Annotated in this window: 25 protein-coding genes; 11 read left to right on the forward strand and 14 right to left on the reverse strand. The window is 47.3% G+C overall.

What is annotated here, in order from left to right; translation table 11 throughout:
- Positions 1-725, reverse strand: a 725-nt coding sequence (locus ACQ4MZ_RS23715) for a phytanoyl-CoA dioxygenase family protein (RefSeq protein ID WP_430849210.1), incomplete at its 3' end; no start/stop codon positions are given.
- Positions 726-830: 105 nt separating this feature from the next.
- On the opposite strand from ACQ4MZ_RS23715, the gene ACQ4MZ_RS23720 reads away from it, so the two are divergent.
- The gene (locus ACQ4MZ_RS23720; RefSeq protein ID WP_430849212.1) at positions 831-1,331 is read left to right on the forward strand and encodes a hypothetical protein; all 501 of its coding nucleotides are present in this window, start codon (positions 831-833) and stop codon (positions 1,329-1,331) included.
- 3 nt (positions 1,332-1,334) lie between these two features.
- Here the strand turns inward: ACQ4MZ_RS23720 and ACQ4MZ_RS23725 are convergent, their stop codons facing one another.
- From ACQ4MZ_RS23725 to ACQ4MZ_RS23775, 11 genes are all read right to left on the reverse strand, one after another.
- The gene (locus tag ACQ4MZ_RS23725) at positions 1,335-1,490 is read right to left on the reverse strand and encodes a hypothetical protein (protein ID WP_430849214.1); all 156 of its coding nucleotides are present in this window, start codon (positions 1,488-1,490) and stop codon (positions 1,335-1,337) included.
- 539 nt (positions 1,491-2,029) lie between these two features.
- Positions 2,030-2,908: a DUF6544 family protein gene (locus tag ACQ4MZ_RS23730; protein ID WP_430849216.1), complete on the reverse strand. Its 879-nt coding sequence runs from the start codon at positions 2,906-2,908 to the stop codon at positions 2,030-2,032.
- A gap of 231 nt (positions 2,909-3,139) precedes the next feature.
- Positions 3,140-3,304: a hypothetical protein gene (locus ACQ4MZ_RS23735; protein WP_430849218.1), complete on the reverse strand. Its 165-nt coding sequence runs from the start codon at positions 3,302-3,304 to the stop codon at positions 3,140-3,142.
- An 83-nt stretch (positions 3,305-3,387) separates the two neighbouring features.
- Positions 3,388-3,843, reverse strand: a complete 456-nt coding sequence (locus ACQ4MZ_RS23740; RefSeq protein WP_430849220.1) for a DinB family protein — start codon at positions 3,841-3,843, stop codon at positions 3,388-3,390.
- A gap of 33 nt (positions 3,844-3,876) precedes the next feature.
- Positions 3,877-4,215, reverse strand: coding sequence for a hypothetical protein (locus tag ACQ4MZ_RS23745; protein ID WP_430849222.1), 339 nt, complete (start codon positions 4,213-4,215; stop codon positions 3,877-3,879).
- Between the two features lie 119 nt (positions 4,216-4,334).
- The gene (locus ACQ4MZ_RS23750) at positions 4,335-5,354 is read right to left on the reverse strand and encodes a zinc-dependent alcohol dehydrogenase family protein (RefSeq protein WP_430849224.1); all 1,020 of its coding nucleotides are present in this window, start codon (positions 5,352-5,354) and stop codon (positions 4,335-4,337) included.
- Between the two features lie 26 nt (positions 5,355-5,380).
- Positions 5,381-6,397: a hypothetical protein gene (locus tag ACQ4MZ_RS23755; protein ID WP_430849226.1), complete on the reverse strand. Its 1,017-nt coding sequence runs from the start codon at positions 6,395-6,397 to the stop codon at positions 5,381-5,383.
- Between the two features lie 4 nt (positions 6,398-6,401).
- Positions 6,402-6,890 (reverse strand): AAA family ATPase, encoded by a 489-nt coding sequence (locus tag ACQ4MZ_RS23760; RefSeq protein ID WP_430849228.1) that lies wholly within the window; start codon positions 6,888-6,890, stop codon positions 6,402-6,404.
- 66 nt (positions 6,891-6,956) lie between these two features.
- Positions 6,957-8,282: a PAS domain-containing sensor histidine kinase gene (locus tag ACQ4MZ_RS23765; protein ID WP_430849230.1), complete on the reverse strand. Its 1,326-nt coding sequence runs from the start codon at positions 8,280-8,282 to the stop codon at positions 6,957-6,959.
- A 168-nt stretch (positions 8,283-8,450) separates the two neighbouring features.
- Positions 8,451-8,963, reverse strand: coding sequence for an Hsp20/alpha crystallin family protein (locus ACQ4MZ_RS23770; protein ID WP_430849232.1), 513 nt, complete (start codon positions 8,961-8,963; stop codon positions 8,451-8,453).
- A gap of 45 nt (positions 8,964-9,008) precedes the next feature.
- Entirely contained in the window at positions 9,009-9,179 is a 171-nt protein-coding gene (locus tag ACQ4MZ_RS23775) for a hypothetical protein (RefSeq protein WP_430849234.1), read from the reverse strand.
- 279 nt (positions 9,180-9,458) lie between these two features.
- Between ACQ4MZ_RS23775 and ACQ4MZ_RS23780 the strand changes: the two genes are divergently transcribed.
- Together ACQ4MZ_RS23780 and ACQ4MZ_RS23785 are read left to right on the forward strand one after the other, a co-directional pair.
- Positions 9,459-10,646, forward strand: a complete 1,188-nt coding sequence (locus tag ACQ4MZ_RS23780) for a S1C family serine protease (protein WP_430849237.1) — start codon at positions 9,459-9,461, stop codon at positions 10,644-10,646.
- 215 nt (positions 10,647-10,861) lie between these two features.
- Positions 10,862-11,110 (forward strand): hypothetical protein, encoded by a 249-nt coding sequence (locus ACQ4MZ_RS23785; RefSeq protein ID WP_430849239.1) that lies wholly within the window; start codon positions 10,862-10,864, stop codon positions 11,108-11,110.
- A 32-nt stretch (positions 11,111-11,142) separates the two neighbouring features.
- Here ACQ4MZ_RS23785 and ACQ4MZ_RS23790 read toward each other — a convergent pair whose 3' ends face one another.
- Positions 11,143-11,607 (reverse strand): NUDIX domain-containing protein, encoded by a 465-nt coding sequence (locus ACQ4MZ_RS23790; protein ID WP_430849241.1) that lies wholly within the window; start codon positions 11,605-11,607, stop codon positions 11,143-11,145.
- Positions 11,608-12,014: 407 nt separating this feature from the next.
- On the opposite strand from ACQ4MZ_RS23790, the gene ACQ4MZ_RS23795 reads away from it, so the two are divergent.
- The 8 genes from ACQ4MZ_RS23795 to ACQ4MZ_RS23830 all read left to right on the forward strand — a co-directional run bounded on the left by ACQ4MZ_RS23795 (position 12,015) and on the right by ACQ4MZ_RS23830 (position 16,839).
- Positions 12,015-12,473, forward strand: a complete 459-nt coding sequence (locus ACQ4MZ_RS23795; RefSeq protein WP_430849243.1) for a DUF3659 domain-containing protein — start codon at positions 12,015-12,017, stop codon at positions 12,471-12,473.
- 79 nt (positions 12,474-12,552) lie between these two features.
- Positions 12,553-12,834, forward strand: a complete 282-nt coding sequence (locus ACQ4MZ_RS23800; protein ID WP_430849245.1) for a YtxH domain-containing protein — start codon at positions 12,553-12,555, stop codon at positions 12,832-12,834.
- Positions 12,835-12,957: 123 nt separating this feature from the next.
- A complete protein-coding gene (locus ACQ4MZ_RS23805) occupies positions 12,958-13,476 on the forward strand; it encodes a hypothetical protein (protein WP_430849247.1) in 519 nt (172 codons plus the stop codon).
- 245 nt (positions 13,477-13,721) lie between these two features.
- A complete protein-coding gene (locus ACQ4MZ_RS23810; RefSeq protein ID WP_430849249.1) occupies positions 13,722-14,093 on the forward strand; it encodes a rhodanese-like domain-containing protein in 372 nt (123 codons plus the stop codon).
- 123 nt (positions 14,094-14,216) lie between these two features.
- Complete coding sequence (locus ACQ4MZ_RS23815; RefSeq protein WP_430849251.1) at positions 14,217-14,777, forward strand: class I SAM-dependent methyltransferase; 561 nt, start codon at positions 14,217-14,219, stop codon at positions 14,775-14,777.
- Between the two features lie 36 nt (positions 14,778-14,813).
- Positions 14,814-14,993: a hypothetical protein gene (locus ACQ4MZ_RS23820; protein ID WP_430849253.1), complete on the forward strand. Its 180-nt coding sequence runs from the start codon at positions 14,814-14,816 to the stop codon at positions 14,991-14,993.
- 482 nt (positions 14,994-15,475) lie between these two features.
- Positions 15,476-16,348 carry a helix-turn-helix domain-containing protein gene (locus tag ACQ4MZ_RS23825; protein WP_430849255.1) on the forward strand — a complete coding sequence of 291 codons (873 nt, stop codon included), beginning with the start codon at positions 15,476-15,478 and terminating at the stop codon, positions 16,346-16,348.
- Between the two features lie 74 nt (positions 16,349-16,422).
- A complete protein-coding gene (locus tag ACQ4MZ_RS23830) occupies positions 16,423-16,839 on the forward strand; it encodes an ester cyclase (protein WP_430849257.1) in 417 nt (138 codons plus the stop codon).
- 104 nt (positions 16,840-16,943) lie between these two features.
- Here the strand turns inward: ACQ4MZ_RS23830 and ACQ4MZ_RS23835 are convergent, their stop codons facing one another.
- A complete protein-coding gene (locus tag ACQ4MZ_RS23835) occupies positions 16,944-17,861 on the reverse strand; it encodes a helix-turn-helix domain-containing protein (RefSeq protein ID WP_430849259.1) in 918 nt (305 codons plus the stop codon).
- Between the last annotated feature and the right edge of the window lie 51 nt (positions 17,862-17,912).

A 17,912-nucleotide genomic window follows, 5' to 3' on the forward strand; every position in this document is an offset into this window, starting at 1 on the left:
CAGCAGAGCCCCTCGGGCAATGATTTTCTGCCAAATTCTATATGTATCACGCGGCGGCGATGGTTAGAAGTTGTGCGGCTGGAAGCATGAAGCAATAAAGGCTTCATCAGCATGATCCCACCGCACCTGACATCGCAGATAACCTCACGCTCAGTAGACCAGTCAATGTCCTCGGCGCGGTATACCCCTTTGCCATGGGATCCTGGCACCACCCGGAGGGCCCCGTTTGTGTGATCGGTATCATCCAGGTGAACCCGGATCGTAAAATTATCTTCCAGGATTTCCAGTGGCGGCTGAACCGCAAATTGCCCCTGTTTGACAGTCCATGGCCCAAAGCCGGGATAATCACCTCTTTTGTCGACCGAGATCGTAAGGTCCTGGTGATAAGGCACAAACCAGTTCGACTTTTCTGGCTTATCAAAATAGATAGATTTAATAATAAAGTAATCGTTTCCGAAAAGCCGGTTAATCAAATGGCTAAGCCGCTGATTCATAACCTGAAGTTGAATCTGCGGAATTTCTTTTACAAACTGCCTGATAGCGAACAGGTCGCCGTTCTGACGAAATGTATCACTGCTGGCATCCGCATTGGCAATGGTTTGCAGCAACATTTCAATTTCGTCACCAGTAAAAATCTCATTGATTATAAAAAAGCCATCGCTGGCGAACTGGCTTTGAACGTCGTCATAATTGATCACAGGTACTTGCGGGTAGATTTGAAGCAAGTAAGTGAAAATGATTAATGTTTGCGCTCAATATCTGAGGCCAATAAATGAATGTTGGATTTATATTAAATTTTCTTTTATATTGTCGACATAATCTGTTTTGCTATGAAGTACTTCTCTTTTCTTTTTGTCGTTTTTTTAATCAGCGCGTGTCGGCAGGAACAAATGCCTGTTCAACGGGAGCCGAACTTCAACATCATACTTTCATCCACAGATGATTACGGAGATAGCGTCAATCTGAAAGAGGGTTCTGTTGGTTATCCGCGCCGAATGGATGTCGGTTTCGTTGACATTAGTCTTACTGAACAGGAATGGCAACAGATTTTCCAAATTGTCCCCTGGAACTCGATAAAAGACCTACCCAACTATTATGAGCCGCACGGGCAACATCTTTTTGACGCCGGGACTTATGATAAAATCACATTTATTAATGGTAAGCTCAGGAAGACAGTAATGCTGAAGTCGTGGGATAAATTTTCGGACAATCCCGAACTGGTGGAACAAATACGTGACTGTGTAGGCCTTGTTCATCAAACAGTCCGACCCAAAACCGATATACCACCTTTGAAAAAATTTGAATGCGGAGTCGGATTTGAAGCTCGCTAGCTGCTACAAGCATTTACCATCGGCACAGGAGGTAATTCCATTACTTTCCGCTTCACAACTATTCCCGTATGTTTTTCCGTCAAACCCGCAAACTGACCCGTAAATATCCGGGCAGTTAAGCGGCTCCGGTGCATCTTCCTTACAGTTAAGGCAGGCCAAGCATCGGTATTGGCAGTAGGAATGGCGCGCATAAAAATTTTCGAACTATCATAGCCTGATGATTTTACCTGGGACGAATCGAGGATATGGTGATCCAGTTTCCATATTTTTTTTAGCCATCGCTCTCATCTTTTTGGAACCTCAACCAAACTGCTTGATTACCTGACATGTAAGACTCGGGAGCATTCGATCGATACTTAATTGAATCGACCGTGACAAACATCCGTGCTATTGAAGGAAATGTTAGGCGATTAGATACGCACGATGCCCGGCATTTCTTCGCAAACATGATGCTTAACATTGGCATTCCTCTGGAAGATGCCAGCAAATGTTAGGCCACCGAAGTATCAGAACAACGACGCGCTACTGCCGAGTGAGAAAGTCGAGGATTAACGCGAACGTTGCACCAGTGAAAAACAAGCTATTTACCAGGGCGGGTAAACTTCCGCAAGCCTCTTGACTGTCAGGAGTGGTTTGTGCGCTCGGGACCATCGCCCGATCGCACAGCCAGAATACGGCAGCATCGTTTGGCCGGTCGCTCAAATCGAGGTGTTGTAATCGATTTCTTTGATCGTGAACCGTGCATAGGGGTAATAGCGGCCATTAATCTGCCAGCCCGCTTCCAGAACGGTCGGAATGCGTATGCCATCGTGCAGCTCATAGTCGCTCAAACGGTTTACCCATTTTTGCCTTGGCCCCTCCCCCATACTCCGCATAGCGCTCATCTCAACGATTTCATGCCGGGAATTAAAAATAACCATATAGTTGATCGATATGCCAAGGTAATTATATTCCAGTCTGGCAGAATGCGCACCGATCGGAAACCACTTCAAGTTCTGTGAAGGAAGTAAATTGGTCGGAAAGCAAACGCTTTCTCCCAGCCACCGCATTAATTCGCCACGGTTGTATTTCTCACCATAGCTGTCCTGTATCTTAAAAAGAGAAAACAAAGAAACTACCAGCCTTCCCTTGCCATTGATAAACATATCCCGTGCGGTAAACATGGCAGTCTTTCCTTTCCAGACGAAGCCGGGGCGCTTTGCAGAGAAGTACTCATCGCCAGAGATCGTCATCCAACCCTTTTTCAAATCCGACTTGAATAACCCGCTGTGCGTTAGATGAACGCTACTGATGTAAGACTGTCCCGGTGAAAGCACATGCCGAAAGTATAGCTGGACCGGTTCGGGCAAACCTTTCAGTTGTTGATAGCTAAATTTCTGAGCAGAAATATCTACCGAGTTGGCCATCAATCCTGCTACTTCGCCGCTGAATCGAAGATACAAATTCAGACTACCGGCAAAAAAAGTCACAAACAACAAAGTAGCCGTCCATAGTGCCCATTTCATGAGCGCCAAAAGCTGTTTCGAGCCATTGCTTTGTGCGCCTTTGACCTTTAGCGGTGACCTGGTGGTTTCCATATCGGCTCAATGCCTGAAACGTTCAGCACCGGTTTTAACTCTGGTCATAAATGCGTGAAAATCATCCGACGGCTTTGGCATCGGCTTCTTTGGACCAGTAATTAAAGGTCCGAAAAACCGGTCAGTCATTCTTTGTATGGATGTGAGAATAGCGTTCATAATATCATTTTGGTTGAGATTGCAGACTACGTAAGTTCATACCGGTAATGCATATACGACGCCAAAAAGACCTCAATAGCGTTCATACTCGAAAAACAGCGTTTCCGATAGCACCGCAGGAAGGTCAAGAAATTGCCTTACAAATGTGTTGCGTCTTTCAGGTAACCCTTCCGGGTTGTACTGTACTCGTATGACGGCTATGCCGGTTGCCAGTAACAAGCAGTAAAGTGTTTTCATATTTGCTCAGATTTTAATGGTCCGACTTCTGGCTTGGTAATTCTTACCATACTACATCATGAGTATAAACACGGCCAAACTGACTAAGGCGCGTATTTGAGAATAAGAGCCATCTGCCCCCCATGATGGGCCGTGTGGGAAATGATCCCTCCCAGTGCCTCAGCTAATGTCATACTGCCCACATTTGTTACTGCAATCCGGTCCCAATCCTGATCCGCGTGGCCTGCAATGAGCGTTTCGAGTAATTTCCCGGATTGTTCGACATAAGCCAACAGCTCATCCAGCTTTGTCCATTCTCCTGTGTCCCGCTGGGCTATCAGTGTCGAAGGGTGTACTTCGATTGGCTCACCAAGCGTATTCTTGGCAAACATCAATTCGATTTCCGCTACGTGCCGGATCAGAAAGCCGACGCTATTTTGCGTTTCGGACAGCCTTTTTTTCAGGTCCCGCTCGGTAATACCACCGAGCTGATCTGAGAATCTTTTGCGCGCACGCCGCCATAATGAAAGCAGCATCTGGGTCGTTGTTGATTGTTTCATTGTCGCTTTTATGATCAACTGCCATCGGTTTTGTTAATCCCGAAAAATAACCGGGGCATTTTTAGAGAATAGCAAGAAAAACACTACCAAAAGAACCAATCCGTTGATTACAGTACCGAAGCGGGCCTGGCTCCATTCTGACACGATAACTGCCTGCGAAGCAATCACCGACACCAGCGCTACCGCAATCCAAAGCTTCTCGCTAAAAAGAAAGAGGATCGAAGTCATGCAAAAGAGGATCGCGCAGCCCACCCAGAAAGCTCCGGGCGCATTATAGATCTCCATCCTATCGCTCGTCGCCGGAGCGAAAAATCCTGCCAGGTGAATCAAACCATGCAGCATCAGCAGGGCGAAAAACAGGTAACGTGCCATGTTTTCTTCTATTGGTTACCCGACAAAAATTGCGCTTAATGCGGTGAAAAATCATGACCATAGTCACCCTAAAAACAATTGGTTATCAATCACATGCAATCCTATTTCGTTACATCCGATCAATCCATATATAAAACGGCTGCTCCATGGATTTTCCCCTCACGCAAGGCCCGTAAAGCCAGGTCAGCCTCAGCCAGCGGGAAAAGCTCGGTCCGTGTTTGAACCGGGGAAATACAGATTTGCTCAAAAAAGTCATGGCCATCGGCAACAGTCAGGTTTGCCACCGACCTTACCACCCTTTCCTGCCATAACAGCTTGTAGGGAAAAGAAGGGATATCGCTCATATAAATCCCTCCGCAAACGACAGTCGCCCCTTTGCCCGTATCGGAAAGCGCTTTGGGCACAAGCTCTCCTGCCGGTGCGAACAAAATCGCTCCGTCGAGCTGACCGGGCGGTTTCTGTGAGGAATCCCCGGCCCATACCGCGCCCAGCTCGATGGCTAGTTGCTGAGCCGCAATATCCCCTTTCCGTGTGAAGGCATAGATTTGCTTTTGATGCGCCACCGCAATCTGGATTAAAATATGGGCCGCTGCCCCAAATCCGTATATACCAATTTGGGTACAATCGCCGGAAAGCATCCTGTATGACCGGTAGCCGATCAGACCGGCACACAACAGCGGCGCGGCCCATGGATGCTGGTAAGCCGGTGGGATTGGAAAACAGTACCGCTCATAAGCGACATGGTATTCGGCATACCCTCCATCTGTGGTGTAACCGGTAAATAATGCACGTTCGCACAAATTTTCTTTCCCATCCCGGCAGTACTGGCATTTGCCACAGGTGTAGGCCAGCCAGGGCACTCCGACAACGTCTCCTTGCCTTAGAGCGCTCACGCCCGGGCCAACCGCGATAACCTTGCCAACCACCTCATGCCCGGGAATCAAAGGGTATTTCCCCTCTTTCAAATCGCCATCCACGATATGAAGATCGGTCCTGCAAACGCCGCAGGCCGTTACTTTGATCAGGACCTGCCCTGAATCAGGTTTTGGAACAGGTACCTGCATCTGGGTCAACACAGCACCGGGCGCTGGCAGCACCATCGCGCGCATGGTATCTGGAATATCCTCTGTTTTTTTCATCGGTAAATTGCTTTTGAAGAACATCCTTACTTTTCGGCGATCAGATCAATGTAGGATTCCATCAGATCCAGGTATTTCCGGCATTTGGCCAGCGCGACTTGCCTCACACTTCTATTTGCGGATGACTGAGCGGCGATAGCGAATACCTTTGCCCTGATATTCGCTCTCAGGCACTTGTAGTAGATGAAAACGAGAGAGTCCTCTGGAACCTGAAAACATGGAAAATAATCGCAGTAGGTCGATAAAAAGATCTCCGAAAAGGCCTGTTTGCAGTAAGACTCCATGTCCATGCAAAGAAATGCGAGTTCGTCGATAACGTCGATCTGTCTGAATGTGTCGTTGTATTCCAGGCAATCGAACAGTACCGGCTTTTTGTATAAAAATATATTGCCGCAATGAAGGTCGCCGTGAACGTCCCTGCGATAGCCCAGCCCAACCCTTTCATTGATCCGGCCGCCGTAGCGGGAAAGGCATGCGGCACTAAAAGACCTGGCTCGTTCAATCAAATCGCCGTAGCGTTGTCCGAGCTGCTCGCTGGCAAAGCTTGTCACTCCCCCAAGATCATCAAAGGTCCGGGCCAATTCAGCCAGATCAAAAGGCTTCGCGATAGTCTGGGAGCGGCTGTGCATGAAAGCGATTTCCTGGGCCAGGGCTACAATGTGCCCGGCACTAACTTTTTCCACATTAAGCATGGCGTCCATTTTTTTGGTCGCCGCCAGCCGCCGCATCACTACCGCGTAGTCCACGATCCGGCCCTTGGCCCCGCCTATGGAGAACTGCCCGTTGTGCTCTCTGACGGGCAGCACCTGCTGATAAATAGGCGAAAAGCGGCTGTTAAGCCTCAGTTCTTTCCGGCAAGCCTGTCTGCGCTGGCTGACCCGGGAGAAATCCAGGAACGAGAGCCTGACCGGCTTTTTGATTTTAAAAGCGCATCCGGCACCCAGTAAAATCCACGAAATATGGGTCTCTTCCAACGATGCATGCAGCGGCGCGCCGTTGAAATCACCCCTGCTGGCCAAACTTTCGATTTCAGACCGGTCCATCTTTCTACCCCAGATATTTCAATGCAACTTCAATCATTTCTTCGACATTATCATTCTTTGAATGCAGTAACAGGTGCGGCCCTTCGAATTTTTCAAACAGGTGCTTCATGGACTGATACACGCCAAAATCCGCTTCGCTGTCGGGTCTGGGCCAGCTTAACCGTTCTCTTGTGAGCGCCTCGCTGGCAGTAACAAGTATGAAGCGGATCTCGCAATGACAGTCCCGGGCCGTTCCATTAAATAAATCGCGCATGCTATGATGGTAAAAAGTAGCGTCGACCACGGCCGGTTTTCCAGCCCGAACGGCGGCCGCCGCCATTTGGGCCATATACTCATAAATACGGAGCTTATCGTCAAACGAGTATTTTCCCATTGCCGCAAAACGCTTTCTGACCCGGTCACTATTCAAATATTCAGCGCCAAGCCTTGCGGCAAGTCGAATGGCGAAATAACTTTTACCTGAGCCTGGTAGTCCTGCAACAACAATGATCATAGCTTCTGGAAAGTTTTCGGAGAAAAAGCTGATATAGTCGCGCTCCGGACACCAACCAGCTTCCGCTCATATCATCGAAGTTTCAGCGGGCAAAGTCGCAGGCTGTTTGTTGGCCAGTGAAACATGAAAGGTTGTCCCTTTTCCCAACGCACTTGTCAAAGAGACAGTTCCCCCCATAAGTTCGACATAGCCCTTCACAATGTTCAAGCCCAGGCCAGTCCCCTGCCCTGCACCGGCATTCGAAGCCCGGAAAAAACGGTCGAAAATGTATGGCTGATCCGCTTGTGAAATCCCAATTCCATGATCCTGTATATCCATTTTGACCTGCCGTTCACTGCAAGTTGCTTCCACAAGAATCTGCGTTCCCTCACCGGAGTACTTGATCGCATTGGAAAGCAGATTCAACAGCACGTTCCTTAAAAGCTGCGTGTCAAGCCAAACCTCAGAAATGCCATAATGTACCAGGCTGATCCTCTGGTCGGGCTTACATAACTCCTTTATTTCTTCAATCAACTCTTCGCAGAAGACCTTTAAATCAAGTAATACCGGAATGCTCTTTATTTTGCCCTCCTCGAGTTTGCCGATGGAAAGAAAATCATTAAGTATCTCAGTAAGGCCGTTTACTGTGGTCTTTATTCTTTGGATGTGTTTTTGGCGCTTCTCATTATCGGCCGTCGTTGTGTACTTACTGATCAGCGAGCTCGAAGACAAAATTGTGGCCAGGGGTGTCCGGAATTCATGCGAGGAGACGGTAACAAACTGGCTTTTCATCAGATTTAATTCACGCTCCTTTTCAAGTGCCTTCATGACTTCGCGTTGTGAGCGTTTGACTTCCTGAATCGCTTCTGCAAGCTCAGCTGTACGCTGCTGAACCCTTTTTTCAAGGTTCTGATTAAGTCTTTGAATTTGAAGGTTCGCGTCCAGGATTGCCATTTCCTGTCTTTTACGCTCGGTGATATCAATAATAAAGGCAACAACAAACTGACCTTCGCTGGTGTGAAATGGGCTTAGGCTAACCTCGACCGGAAACTCGCTGGCATCCCTACGTTTGGCATAAAGCTCTGTTTGGTTGTTCATTCCCCTTACTTTTGCGTCAAGATCGTACCGCTCGCGGTAAGCAACATGCTTGTCTGCGAACCTATCCGGGATCAGCACTTCTATCTTTGTACTTTGCAACTCTTGCTGGCCATATCCGAATAGCTCAGCGGCTTTCGGATTGACCATCACAATCCGCCCGTCGCTACCAACGACAATAATCCCTTCGGTGGCATGCCTGAACAGCGCATCCAACATTTCTATGTGACGGGTTATTTCTTTTAATGACCCAAAAAGTCTGCTCGAGCTCATGGCATTTAACAAAAACAAACGACAAAAATCAACAGTAAATAACATCCCGGTCCGGGATAACCAAATGAAAGTGAGACTACTCACTGAACACGCATACTTTCCAAAAATAGCTATCCGGGCAGGTCCTTGTAATGACTTACATCATAGTAATTTCTATTCGCAAGAAGCTCACCCGCGGTTTACGGGTGAGCTTCTTACTTGTGTTCGCCACGGTTAATTGACAGTAATCTGTTTGACCGAATTCTGGTTTCCAGCTTCCTCCATTTTAGGAATCCGTAATTTAAGGATACCGTCTTCGTAATTCGCTTCGATTTTGTCTTTATCTACCTGTTCTGGTAAGGTAAAGCTTCTGCTAAATGAGTTATAGCTGTATTCTTTTCGTTTGTATCCTTCTTGTTCTTGTTCCGTGTCCTTTTCGGTTTGCGAACTAATTGTTAACAGATTGCTTTTCACATCGATTTTAAAATCGCTTTTTTTCAGCCCGGGGGCCGCCATTGTGACTGTAAAATCGGTCTCGTTCTCGGAAATATTTACAGCAGGGACTGAATTTTGACGAAGCAAACTGCCAAAACCATTCCTGCCCGCCCAGTCGTCCCATGGCCGAAAAAAGTCTTCAAAAAGGGGATAAAGCCCGGTAGATCTCATTAAAGATGTAGTTGACATAATCTGATTATTTAAAGGTTGACAACTAGATAACAGTTCAAAATTACATCCCTGGTTTGGCATGCCTGATGAGCTAAAAAAGCATATAAGATGATAGATGTCAGCGTTTTAAAACAATTGAGTACCTGAGCGTATCAGGAGCCCGGCGGGTAATACATTGACGCTGCCGGACTGACCATAAATGAAATTGAATACACCTCCCTTCGGATTGAGTAAAGGGTCCACCCGCACATATTCCTCGTCCTCCTCAACCAGCGAACTATTGTATGCGACTATCATCTCGTGATCATATAACACGCGTGAAAATGCTAAAAGGCACTTTTCAAAGGTGGGCAATGAGAAATTTTTCCCATCAGCCGATAGCTTGCGTCATCAGCACAACTGACTGTAATCATTCATTGCCTGCCTTGCATGTAATAATTTCAACAATGAACAACTTCAAAATTGCTGTCAAGCCGGCCCAAAAAGCCATCGAATCGAGCCGCTAATCTCGGACTCTTGTATTTGTAAAAGCACTCACTGGTTTTGCTTTAAACCCAGACCTAAATCATACATACAGTGAAAGTCATCTCCTCATACAACCCCAAATCGCTTATAAAATGGCTGTTCCCGTCGGCGCTGTCGATGTTGGCATCGGTCTGTCCGGGACAAGACCATCAGAGTACCCGAAAAAGCTCCCGGACGCCGGTAGAGACGATCAAGCGCGCCCATCAAAGTACCGAAAGCTCAAGGCCGGCAAATGCTGCACATATGGCGGCCTTGAGCTTTCGGGACGCTGCCCGAGTGGCAACGCTGGCAACCGTAAAAATCAAATTGCGTTTTGATTATACCCCAATTCCGCTTCCGGATTTCTATTTCGAGTTTTTTGACCAAAAATTTGTTGGCCCATACCTTCCAGAAACGCAGAAAGACCCGACCGGCAGTGCTTCCGGTGTGCTAATCAGCAGCGACGGCTACGTGGTCACCAACTACCATGTAGTAAACGGGGCAGATAAAATACAAATTGCCCTTAACGACGGACTCGACTACGAGGCTTCCGTGGTCGGAACAGATAAAGCGGCAGACCTTGCATTGCTGAAAATCAACGGGAACGACCTGCCTTTCATCGAATTTGGAAATTCCGATTCGGCGGCCGTCGGCGACATCGTGCTCATAGTCGGAAACCCGTTAGCCTTCACCTCTACTGTCACGCAAGGAATTATCAGCTACAAAGCCAGAAACATTGCCCAAAGCACTGAGAGGTGGACCCTGCAGTCTTACATTCAAACTGACGGTGTGGTCAATATAGGCAACAGCGGTGGCGCCTTAGTCGATCTGTCGGGCAGACTTATCGGGATTGTCACCGCAATTGCTTCCCCAAACGGTGTATACGCCGGGTACTCATTTGCCATTCCTGTTCAGGTGGTCAAGAAGACAGCCGACGACCTGCGCCGTTATGGCTATGTTCGCCGGGGCAGTTTTGGAATTAAGGTAAGCGAGATTAGTCCAGAGAAAGCTAAAAAACTGAACATTCCCTTCTCTGTCGGCATCTTTATTGATAGCATCGATACAGGCGGAGCTGCTGATATTGGCGGATTGCGCACTGGCGACATAATCACCCGCATTGACGGTCGGCGGATGGATTCGAGGGCCCAGCTCAGCGAGTTTGTTGCCTGCTCATATCCTGGTCAAAAAGTAAGGATAACATTTTTCAGAAATGGCAAGCAACAAGAAATTCCGATCACCTTGCAGGATGGAAAATTATAATGCGGTGAGCGATCCGCGTCCTGACATTCAGGCGAGTTCAATAGTTTCCCTTTTCATAAAGCTCAACATCCGCTATTTCCGGACGCCATGCACATCGGTTGAGAACTGCCACTGATGACTAGGGTCATAACCCGGTGTGATTGCAATCGTTCTGCCTAAACGGGGATAAGGCTAGTTTTAATAGCATTACCATTTTCAACTAAATGTTGCAAGCGATGAAAAAGATTATTGCGGCAATTGACGGGTTAAAATACTCGGAAAGCACAGCTCAATACGCGGCGCAGATGACCAGAGAAATCGCTGGTCATTTGGTTGGCATATTCAACGAAAGTCCGGATTATCATGATTACGCTATTTATGACCTAGCCTTTGAGGATGCGCCGCTGCAGGATGGTTTGGCAGAGCTCGATGAGCATGACAAAATTACGAGAGCATTTATCCATGGAGGTTGTAAGGTTAATTGAGTTCTCTGAAGTTAATTCAATAGCGGTCAGTTTTAATTGCTAAGCATTTGGCGGAGTTCTTCTAACAGGGGAATCTGCTGCTTGTTTATCATGGATTTCGCCTCGTCAAGGCAAAACCATGCTGCTTTATCGATTTCCGGATAAAAACGTGTTCCAGTATTTTTCGGCCATTGAAGCGCAAACATATTGCTGCTAATCGCTGCCGCGTCCAAATCTCCTTCCGCAGCCCAAGCTTGAACAACCTTTCCACCTTTCTGCCGCACATGGGCCAGCGGATAAAACCGGGTTGTTGATGGAAGCAACGTGCCGGTTTCTTCGAAGAACTCCCGTATCGCAGCCGATCTCGGATCTTCCTCCACAGCAAAGTTCCCCTTGGGGATACTCCAAAAGCCGGCATCCTTATCTTTAAAGAAAGGTCCCCCCGGGTGAACCAACAACACCTGCGGCTCTCCTCTCAAAATTCTGTAGAGTAATATACCTGCGCTCTTACTGTTCATAAAATACCCGGTAATTTGACAGAAAACCGTTTATCTAAAGTCCCACAAAAATCTTACCGTGGCATGGGTAACATCTAGGGATTTACTTTGCCCTTGTAAGTTTATACCTATCTGGTACACATCCGATCAAATGGACCCAGTTCCAAGGTTCCCGCCACCATTAAAACCAAATCCCTCCCAAGTTCTTATGCGCAAAATACTGATAGCGATAAGCATAGCAGCGATTCAGTAACCAAAACGAGCCTTTCGCTTCATGGCGGGCTTCACACTTGCTGAATATCACAAAGAAGTAAGCGCGTCCCTGGCAGGCACCAACCATGAGATAAAGCTGCTGATTATGTGACCATTGTCATAATTAACCATCTCGTGCGGCGGTAAATTTGGTAAACAATTAAACAGCCAATCACATGAAGAAGATTCAGTTGTTGCTCCTATTCGTGCTGCTGGTTTCAGCGATCAGCAATGCCTATTCACAAAACTACAAGCAGCCAATACCCTCGATCAATGCAGCGGGTGAGGTGGCTGATGCTAAGGGAAAACACATTGGGTGGATAACAAGTGACGGAGTGATTAAAGATGCTGCCGGTGCTAAAATTGCCCATATCGACGATAAAGGAAACGTTGTCGACAGCCACACGGGCAAAGTAATGGGCAAAGCCGCTAAAAACGGCACATACCTGTATCATGTAAAAGGTGGCGCCGCTGACAGTCTGACAATATCTGCCCCAATGAACGGAACTTGTGAAGTGAAAGATAAAAATGGCAAGGTAGTTCTCCTGGTTCATCAAAACTACAAGCAATATGGGGCTTGCGCACTGCACTGCCTTCAAATGAAAAAAGAGAGCAAGGACATGAAAATGAAATAAATCCTTGCTTCCGGCGGGAATTCGCGAAGCATTCGTATGCCCCGTCCTATTAACGACTATTTAACTAACTATTTAAACTATGAAATATACCAGGATTGCACTCGCCATAGCCCTCGCAGCCGCAGCAGGTTTTACTGCGGGCGTTTTAACTGCTCCGGATAAAGGAAAGCGTACCCGACGGAAACTGAGCGACGCCGCCTTAGACCTGATTGAAGACCTGGAACAAAATTGCCAGGACACACTGGAAGACCTTAAGGTCAAAGCTGAAAAAGAGTACCGTAAAATGGCGCAAGGTTGCGGTTCTATGTGCCGAAAGGAGGATCAACAGCGTGAGGCTCCGGCGGCTAATACAGTTGCATAAACTCTTATGAGCACTGGAACAGTACTTATTACCTAGCTGCAATAAACAGCGGACCTGGTCATGACCGGCGCCCGGCACAATGACATCTGCAACCATTTGGACAGTATCCATCCGTCAATCACAATGGAAGTATTTGAAATCTCTTCATCATTTTCCTGGACGGCCTATTGGCTCAGCAATGCTTTTGCAGTTGTCCTGATAGCGACAAGCAAAAGGTATATTCCATTCACCCGACTAATGGTCCTGCTGATTTTCCTGGCGGCCGCGGCAGTCAACACCTACATCGCAATCGACGCCCCGTGGGCATATCAGGACTATGCGGATACAGCGATACCACTCTACAAAAAATTCATATTGGGAGCATTTATGTCGATTATCACCCCAATGGTATTAACCATTGCATTCTGCCAGTTGCTGATCGCCATTTCTATGTTTGCCGGCCGGCAGGCATTGAAAATAGGTTGCTGGGCGGGTATTATTTTTTGTGTTAGCATCGCCCCACTGGGGTTATATGCCGCTTTTCCCGCAACACTACTGCTGGCAATCGCGCTTTTCCGCCTTGAACGGGCAGTGAACCCCAACGTTAAACCCGCATCTAAGCACCTCTCCTACACGGGCTCACGCAGGACGTCTTCAAAATAACGAAGTTACCTGGCCGCAATCCGGTCACATTCCCAGTTGACCGTAAGGCGCACACACCCTTCAGGTCTTTGCAGGTGACGGGTGATTCATCCGTACAAAGGTTTGTTGATCATCTTCCAAATGACTGGGTCTTTGACCGCGGAATATCATGCTCTTCGCCATCAGCGCTCTGTGGCCGGAAATTTCCCTTACGTGACAAATGTCACTGACGAGCTCGCCGCACGGCCCGAAATTTGTATCATTCATTGAGAAAAACAAATAACAGAAGTCCACAGCAATCGAGCCAGATCATTGAAGAAAAAAATAAACTTATGGGAATCTTGTCATCATTCTTTGGATTAAAAAGTGTGGATTACCTAACCCTTGTTGAACAAGGGGCGCTTATCGTCGATGTTCGCTCTGCCCAGGAGTTTGCAGCAGGGCATATCGAAGGGAGCATCAATATCCCCCTGGGTGAAATCAACGCAAAGACAGATATGTTGTTGAAAAAAGGCAAACCAGTAATTACTTGCTGCCGCAGCGGCGCCAGAAGCGGCTTGGCAGAAAGTATGCTGAGAACGGCCGGAATAAACGCCTATAATGGAGGCGCCTGGGAGAGTCTGCTGCAGAAAATCTAAATATACAGATCCAGCATGCTGGTAACCAAATGGTTTTACCAGCCACACTCAGCTTGTAACATTATGAACGACACCTTGAGAATATATTGGGAGGATGTATACAGAACCAAACAATCCGACCAGATGAGCTGGACCCAGCCCAGGCCAGATACTTCCCTGACTTTGATAAATGACTTGCAGCTTGATAAAAACGCCCCCATCATTGACGTTGGTGGCGGAGAAAGCAGGCTGGTCGACTACTTATTACAAGAGGGCTTTACAGATATTACCGTTTTGGATATCTCACAAACGGCAATCGATCGTGCAAAGGCCCGACTGGGCCCGTTATCAGACCGGGTGACCTGGATTGTCAGCAACGTTCTGGAATTTATACCAGAACGTCCTTACACGCTCTGGCACGACAGAGCTACTTTTCATTTTTTGACCGAAAAGCAGGACATCGAAAAATATGTCGGAATCGTTGAAAAATGCGTCATTGAAGGAGAGGTAATATTAGGCACTTTTTCGACGGCCGGTCCGGCAAGGTGCAGTGGATTGCCGGTTAAACAATATGACTTTGACTCGATTCAAGAGGTTTTCGGCCAAAGCTTTCGATTGACCAGAAGTCTACGGGTAGATCACATTACTCCATTCAACACCACTCAGAATTTTATCTTTTCGAATTTTAGAAAAGTAATACAGTAATAACTGAGCAACTCCGGCCAACACGTATGGGCCCGCATGCCGACTCGGGGAACGTTGGGTCAGCTCGCGACGCACCTCTTCGAAGGGAAACGATCTGACAAAGCTCACTTTCAGATCGATCTTCCCGGCCACAGTACGGGCATGGTCGGATACATGCCGGCCAGTAATGCAGGCTGGATCAGGCGCTCCCAGACCCTGTTTTTCAGTATCCTTTAGGCCTCCAGGCCGAGATGGACCGTTCTATAAATTCTATGTTAAATAGAATACCGATAAAGACAATCTCATTGAAAAGGCAAGAGAAAACGTAGGTACGATTAAATTAAAAGGTTGTTTAGAAACACCATCTCCCAGCGTCCTAGGCTTCAATGAACGATAACTTATTTTGATTTTAAATATCTGGATCGTTCAAACATAAATGAAGCATATCTGAACATATTCTATGAGCAATTTCTTGATTTTTATAGATATTGTGTTAACCTGATTTGAGATCTACGAAGTCCAATTTCATCCATGATGAAAAGTTATGTCATGCATTGCTGTCACATAAGACTCACAGACTGGGAATACAATAAGCTCGTTTACTCTCGGATGTATTTTGATCGTCTATTGTTGGGTTCGCGAAGAGCAATCAGGAGTTCATTGTTAGATTGATCAATATCCGGTGTAGCGGGAGAAAAAAAGACATACCTTTTTGCATAATGAATACGTACTACTTGCCTGATGATCTTTTAGATGGCGCCCCGTCTTCGCCGGACGAGGTCGTGATCCGTTATTACAATTCCAATCGTGATTCGGTCAAAAACAGGATTGTCCTCAGTCAGAACATGATCAACGTTCTGGTCAGCGGAACCAAGACGATTATCTATCCGGATGCGACAGCGGTTGTTAATTCAGGCGAACTTGTCGTCCTGTCTACCGGGAACGTCCTTACATCCGAGCTGCTTGCTCATACGGACCAGTTTACCAGTATCCTCTTCTATTTTAGCAATGAGGTGTTTAGTCGTTTCCTGATCAAATATGAGCACTTGATAAAACGGATTACTCCGACGGCCAGCAGGCAGCCATTTTTGATTTTCAAGCAAGACAGCTTTATAAAGCACTTCATTACGTCGTTGATGTCCTTGCTCAGCAACGGCAGTATTCTACCTGCCGAGATCCGCCTGCTTCGGATCGAAGAGCTGTTATTGTACATGCTTCATGCCGATCCACAAAGGTTCCATTCCATTCAAATCATCACCCGCGACAAACAGCAATTGCAGATTAAGAAAGTTGTCGAAAGTCAGATAGGTCAGCCGACTACGGTGGACGACCTGGCATTCCTGTGCCACATGAGCACTTCAACATTCAAAAGGAAGTTCAACGAAATCTATCGGACCTCGCCTCAAAAATGGCTGATCGCCAAAAGACTTGAATTGGCGGCCGACTTATTGAAATCTTTCGATCAAAGTCCTTCCGGCGTATATATGAAAGTTGGTTATCAGAATCATTCAAGCTTTTCGGAAGCATTCAGAAACCACTTTGGCATTACGCCCAGCGACTACCAACAAATGCATTTGAGCGTCTTGCCATAGTTCTTGGCCGTCTATCCCTAACAGCCTCGCTGACTGCACCGGTACTTTTGAGTCATTAAATAAACACAGCAACTATGGAAACAATGACCGAAGACAACAAAGCAGTCGTACGCCGCTTCAACCAGGAAGTAATTGCCGAAGGTAACCTTGAAAGCTTTAAGGAGCTTATGGACGAGCAATTTGTCAATCACTCTGCGCCTGAGGGCATGGATAACGGCCAGGCAGGAATGATTTACTTTTTTAATGAAATCCTTCGCCCTGCGATGCCTGACATTCATGTCACAATCCATCAGCAGGTTTCACAAGGTGATTTGGTAACAACGCGGAAAACAATTAGCGGAACTCAAACCGGAGCCTTATTAGGCATTCCGGCGACGGGACGGGTGGTGAACATTGATGTGATCGATATCGTCAGGGTAAAAGACGGCAAGTACTTTGAACACTGGGGGATCACTTCGCTGCCGGAGGTGTTATCACAACTTCAAAATTAGATCGCATTTAACCAAGCACTTGAATTCCCGCCGACGTACGGAAACGGATCCTCGGCGGGACTCGCTGTTGTATGATATCATCACGAGCCTCAGCTCTTAATCTCTCAATTGAAGCTGGCCCTGAATTCAAGGGGCGAGAAGTTTGTCTTTGATTTAAATAACTTACTAAAAGACTGTGGTTGCTCGAAACCGAGCTGGTAAGCGATCTCCCCTATCGTGAGGTCACTGAACGTCAGTACTTCTTTGGCTTTTTCTATAAGCTTGTTGTGGATGTGCTGCTGCGTATTCTGGCCGGTCAGTGCGCGGAGCATGTCGCCCAGGTAGCGGGGCGAAACGTGCAGCTCGTCCGAAAGATACTGGACGCTCGGCAGGCCTTTCAACAAGGCGGTTTCGTCGTTGAAATAATTGTTCAGCAACTGGTCTAGCTTTTCCAGCAATGCATTGTTGATCGACTTGCGGGTGATAAACTGGCGTTTGTAAAAGCGTTGACTATAATTCAGCATCAGCTCCAACTGTGAAATCAGCACGTCCTGGCTCAGGTCGTCGATGGCCGTTTCGAGCTCATCGCCGATGTTGCCGGCAATTCCCTCGATGATCGACTTTTCTTTGTCCGACAAATGCAGCGACTCGGTTACAGAGTAAGAGAAAAAGCCATAATGCTTGATTTTGGCATCCAGCGGATAATTTCTCAGAAAATCGGGATGAACCAGCAATGTAAATCCAAGGGTCGATTCAGCCACTTGAATGCCCGTCAGCGGCTGGCCAGGCGATGTAAAAAACATACCACCTTGCTGAAAATCGTAAGTCGTTTGCCCATACCGCATCCGGCAGCCCGCCGATTCGTTGTAGGTGATGTTATAAAAATCCATGGCAAAAGTGTCGGCCAGCATTTCGGCGGTGATCCGCACCTTATTGAAATCCAGCAAGCTGATTAGCGGGTGCAGAGGTTGCGGCAGGCCGAATGCACGCTGCATTTCAGCAATGGAGCGGTACACGCGCGGTTTGAGATGTTCCCTTTTCATAATCACATAATTGTCTGCCGGCACAAATCGTTCAACCCGCGCCGGCAGACC

Source organism: Dyadobacter sp. BHUBP1, from assembly GCF_050587785.1.
GTDB lineage: Bacteria > Bacteroidota > Bacteroidia > Cytophagales > Spirosomataceae > Dyadobacter.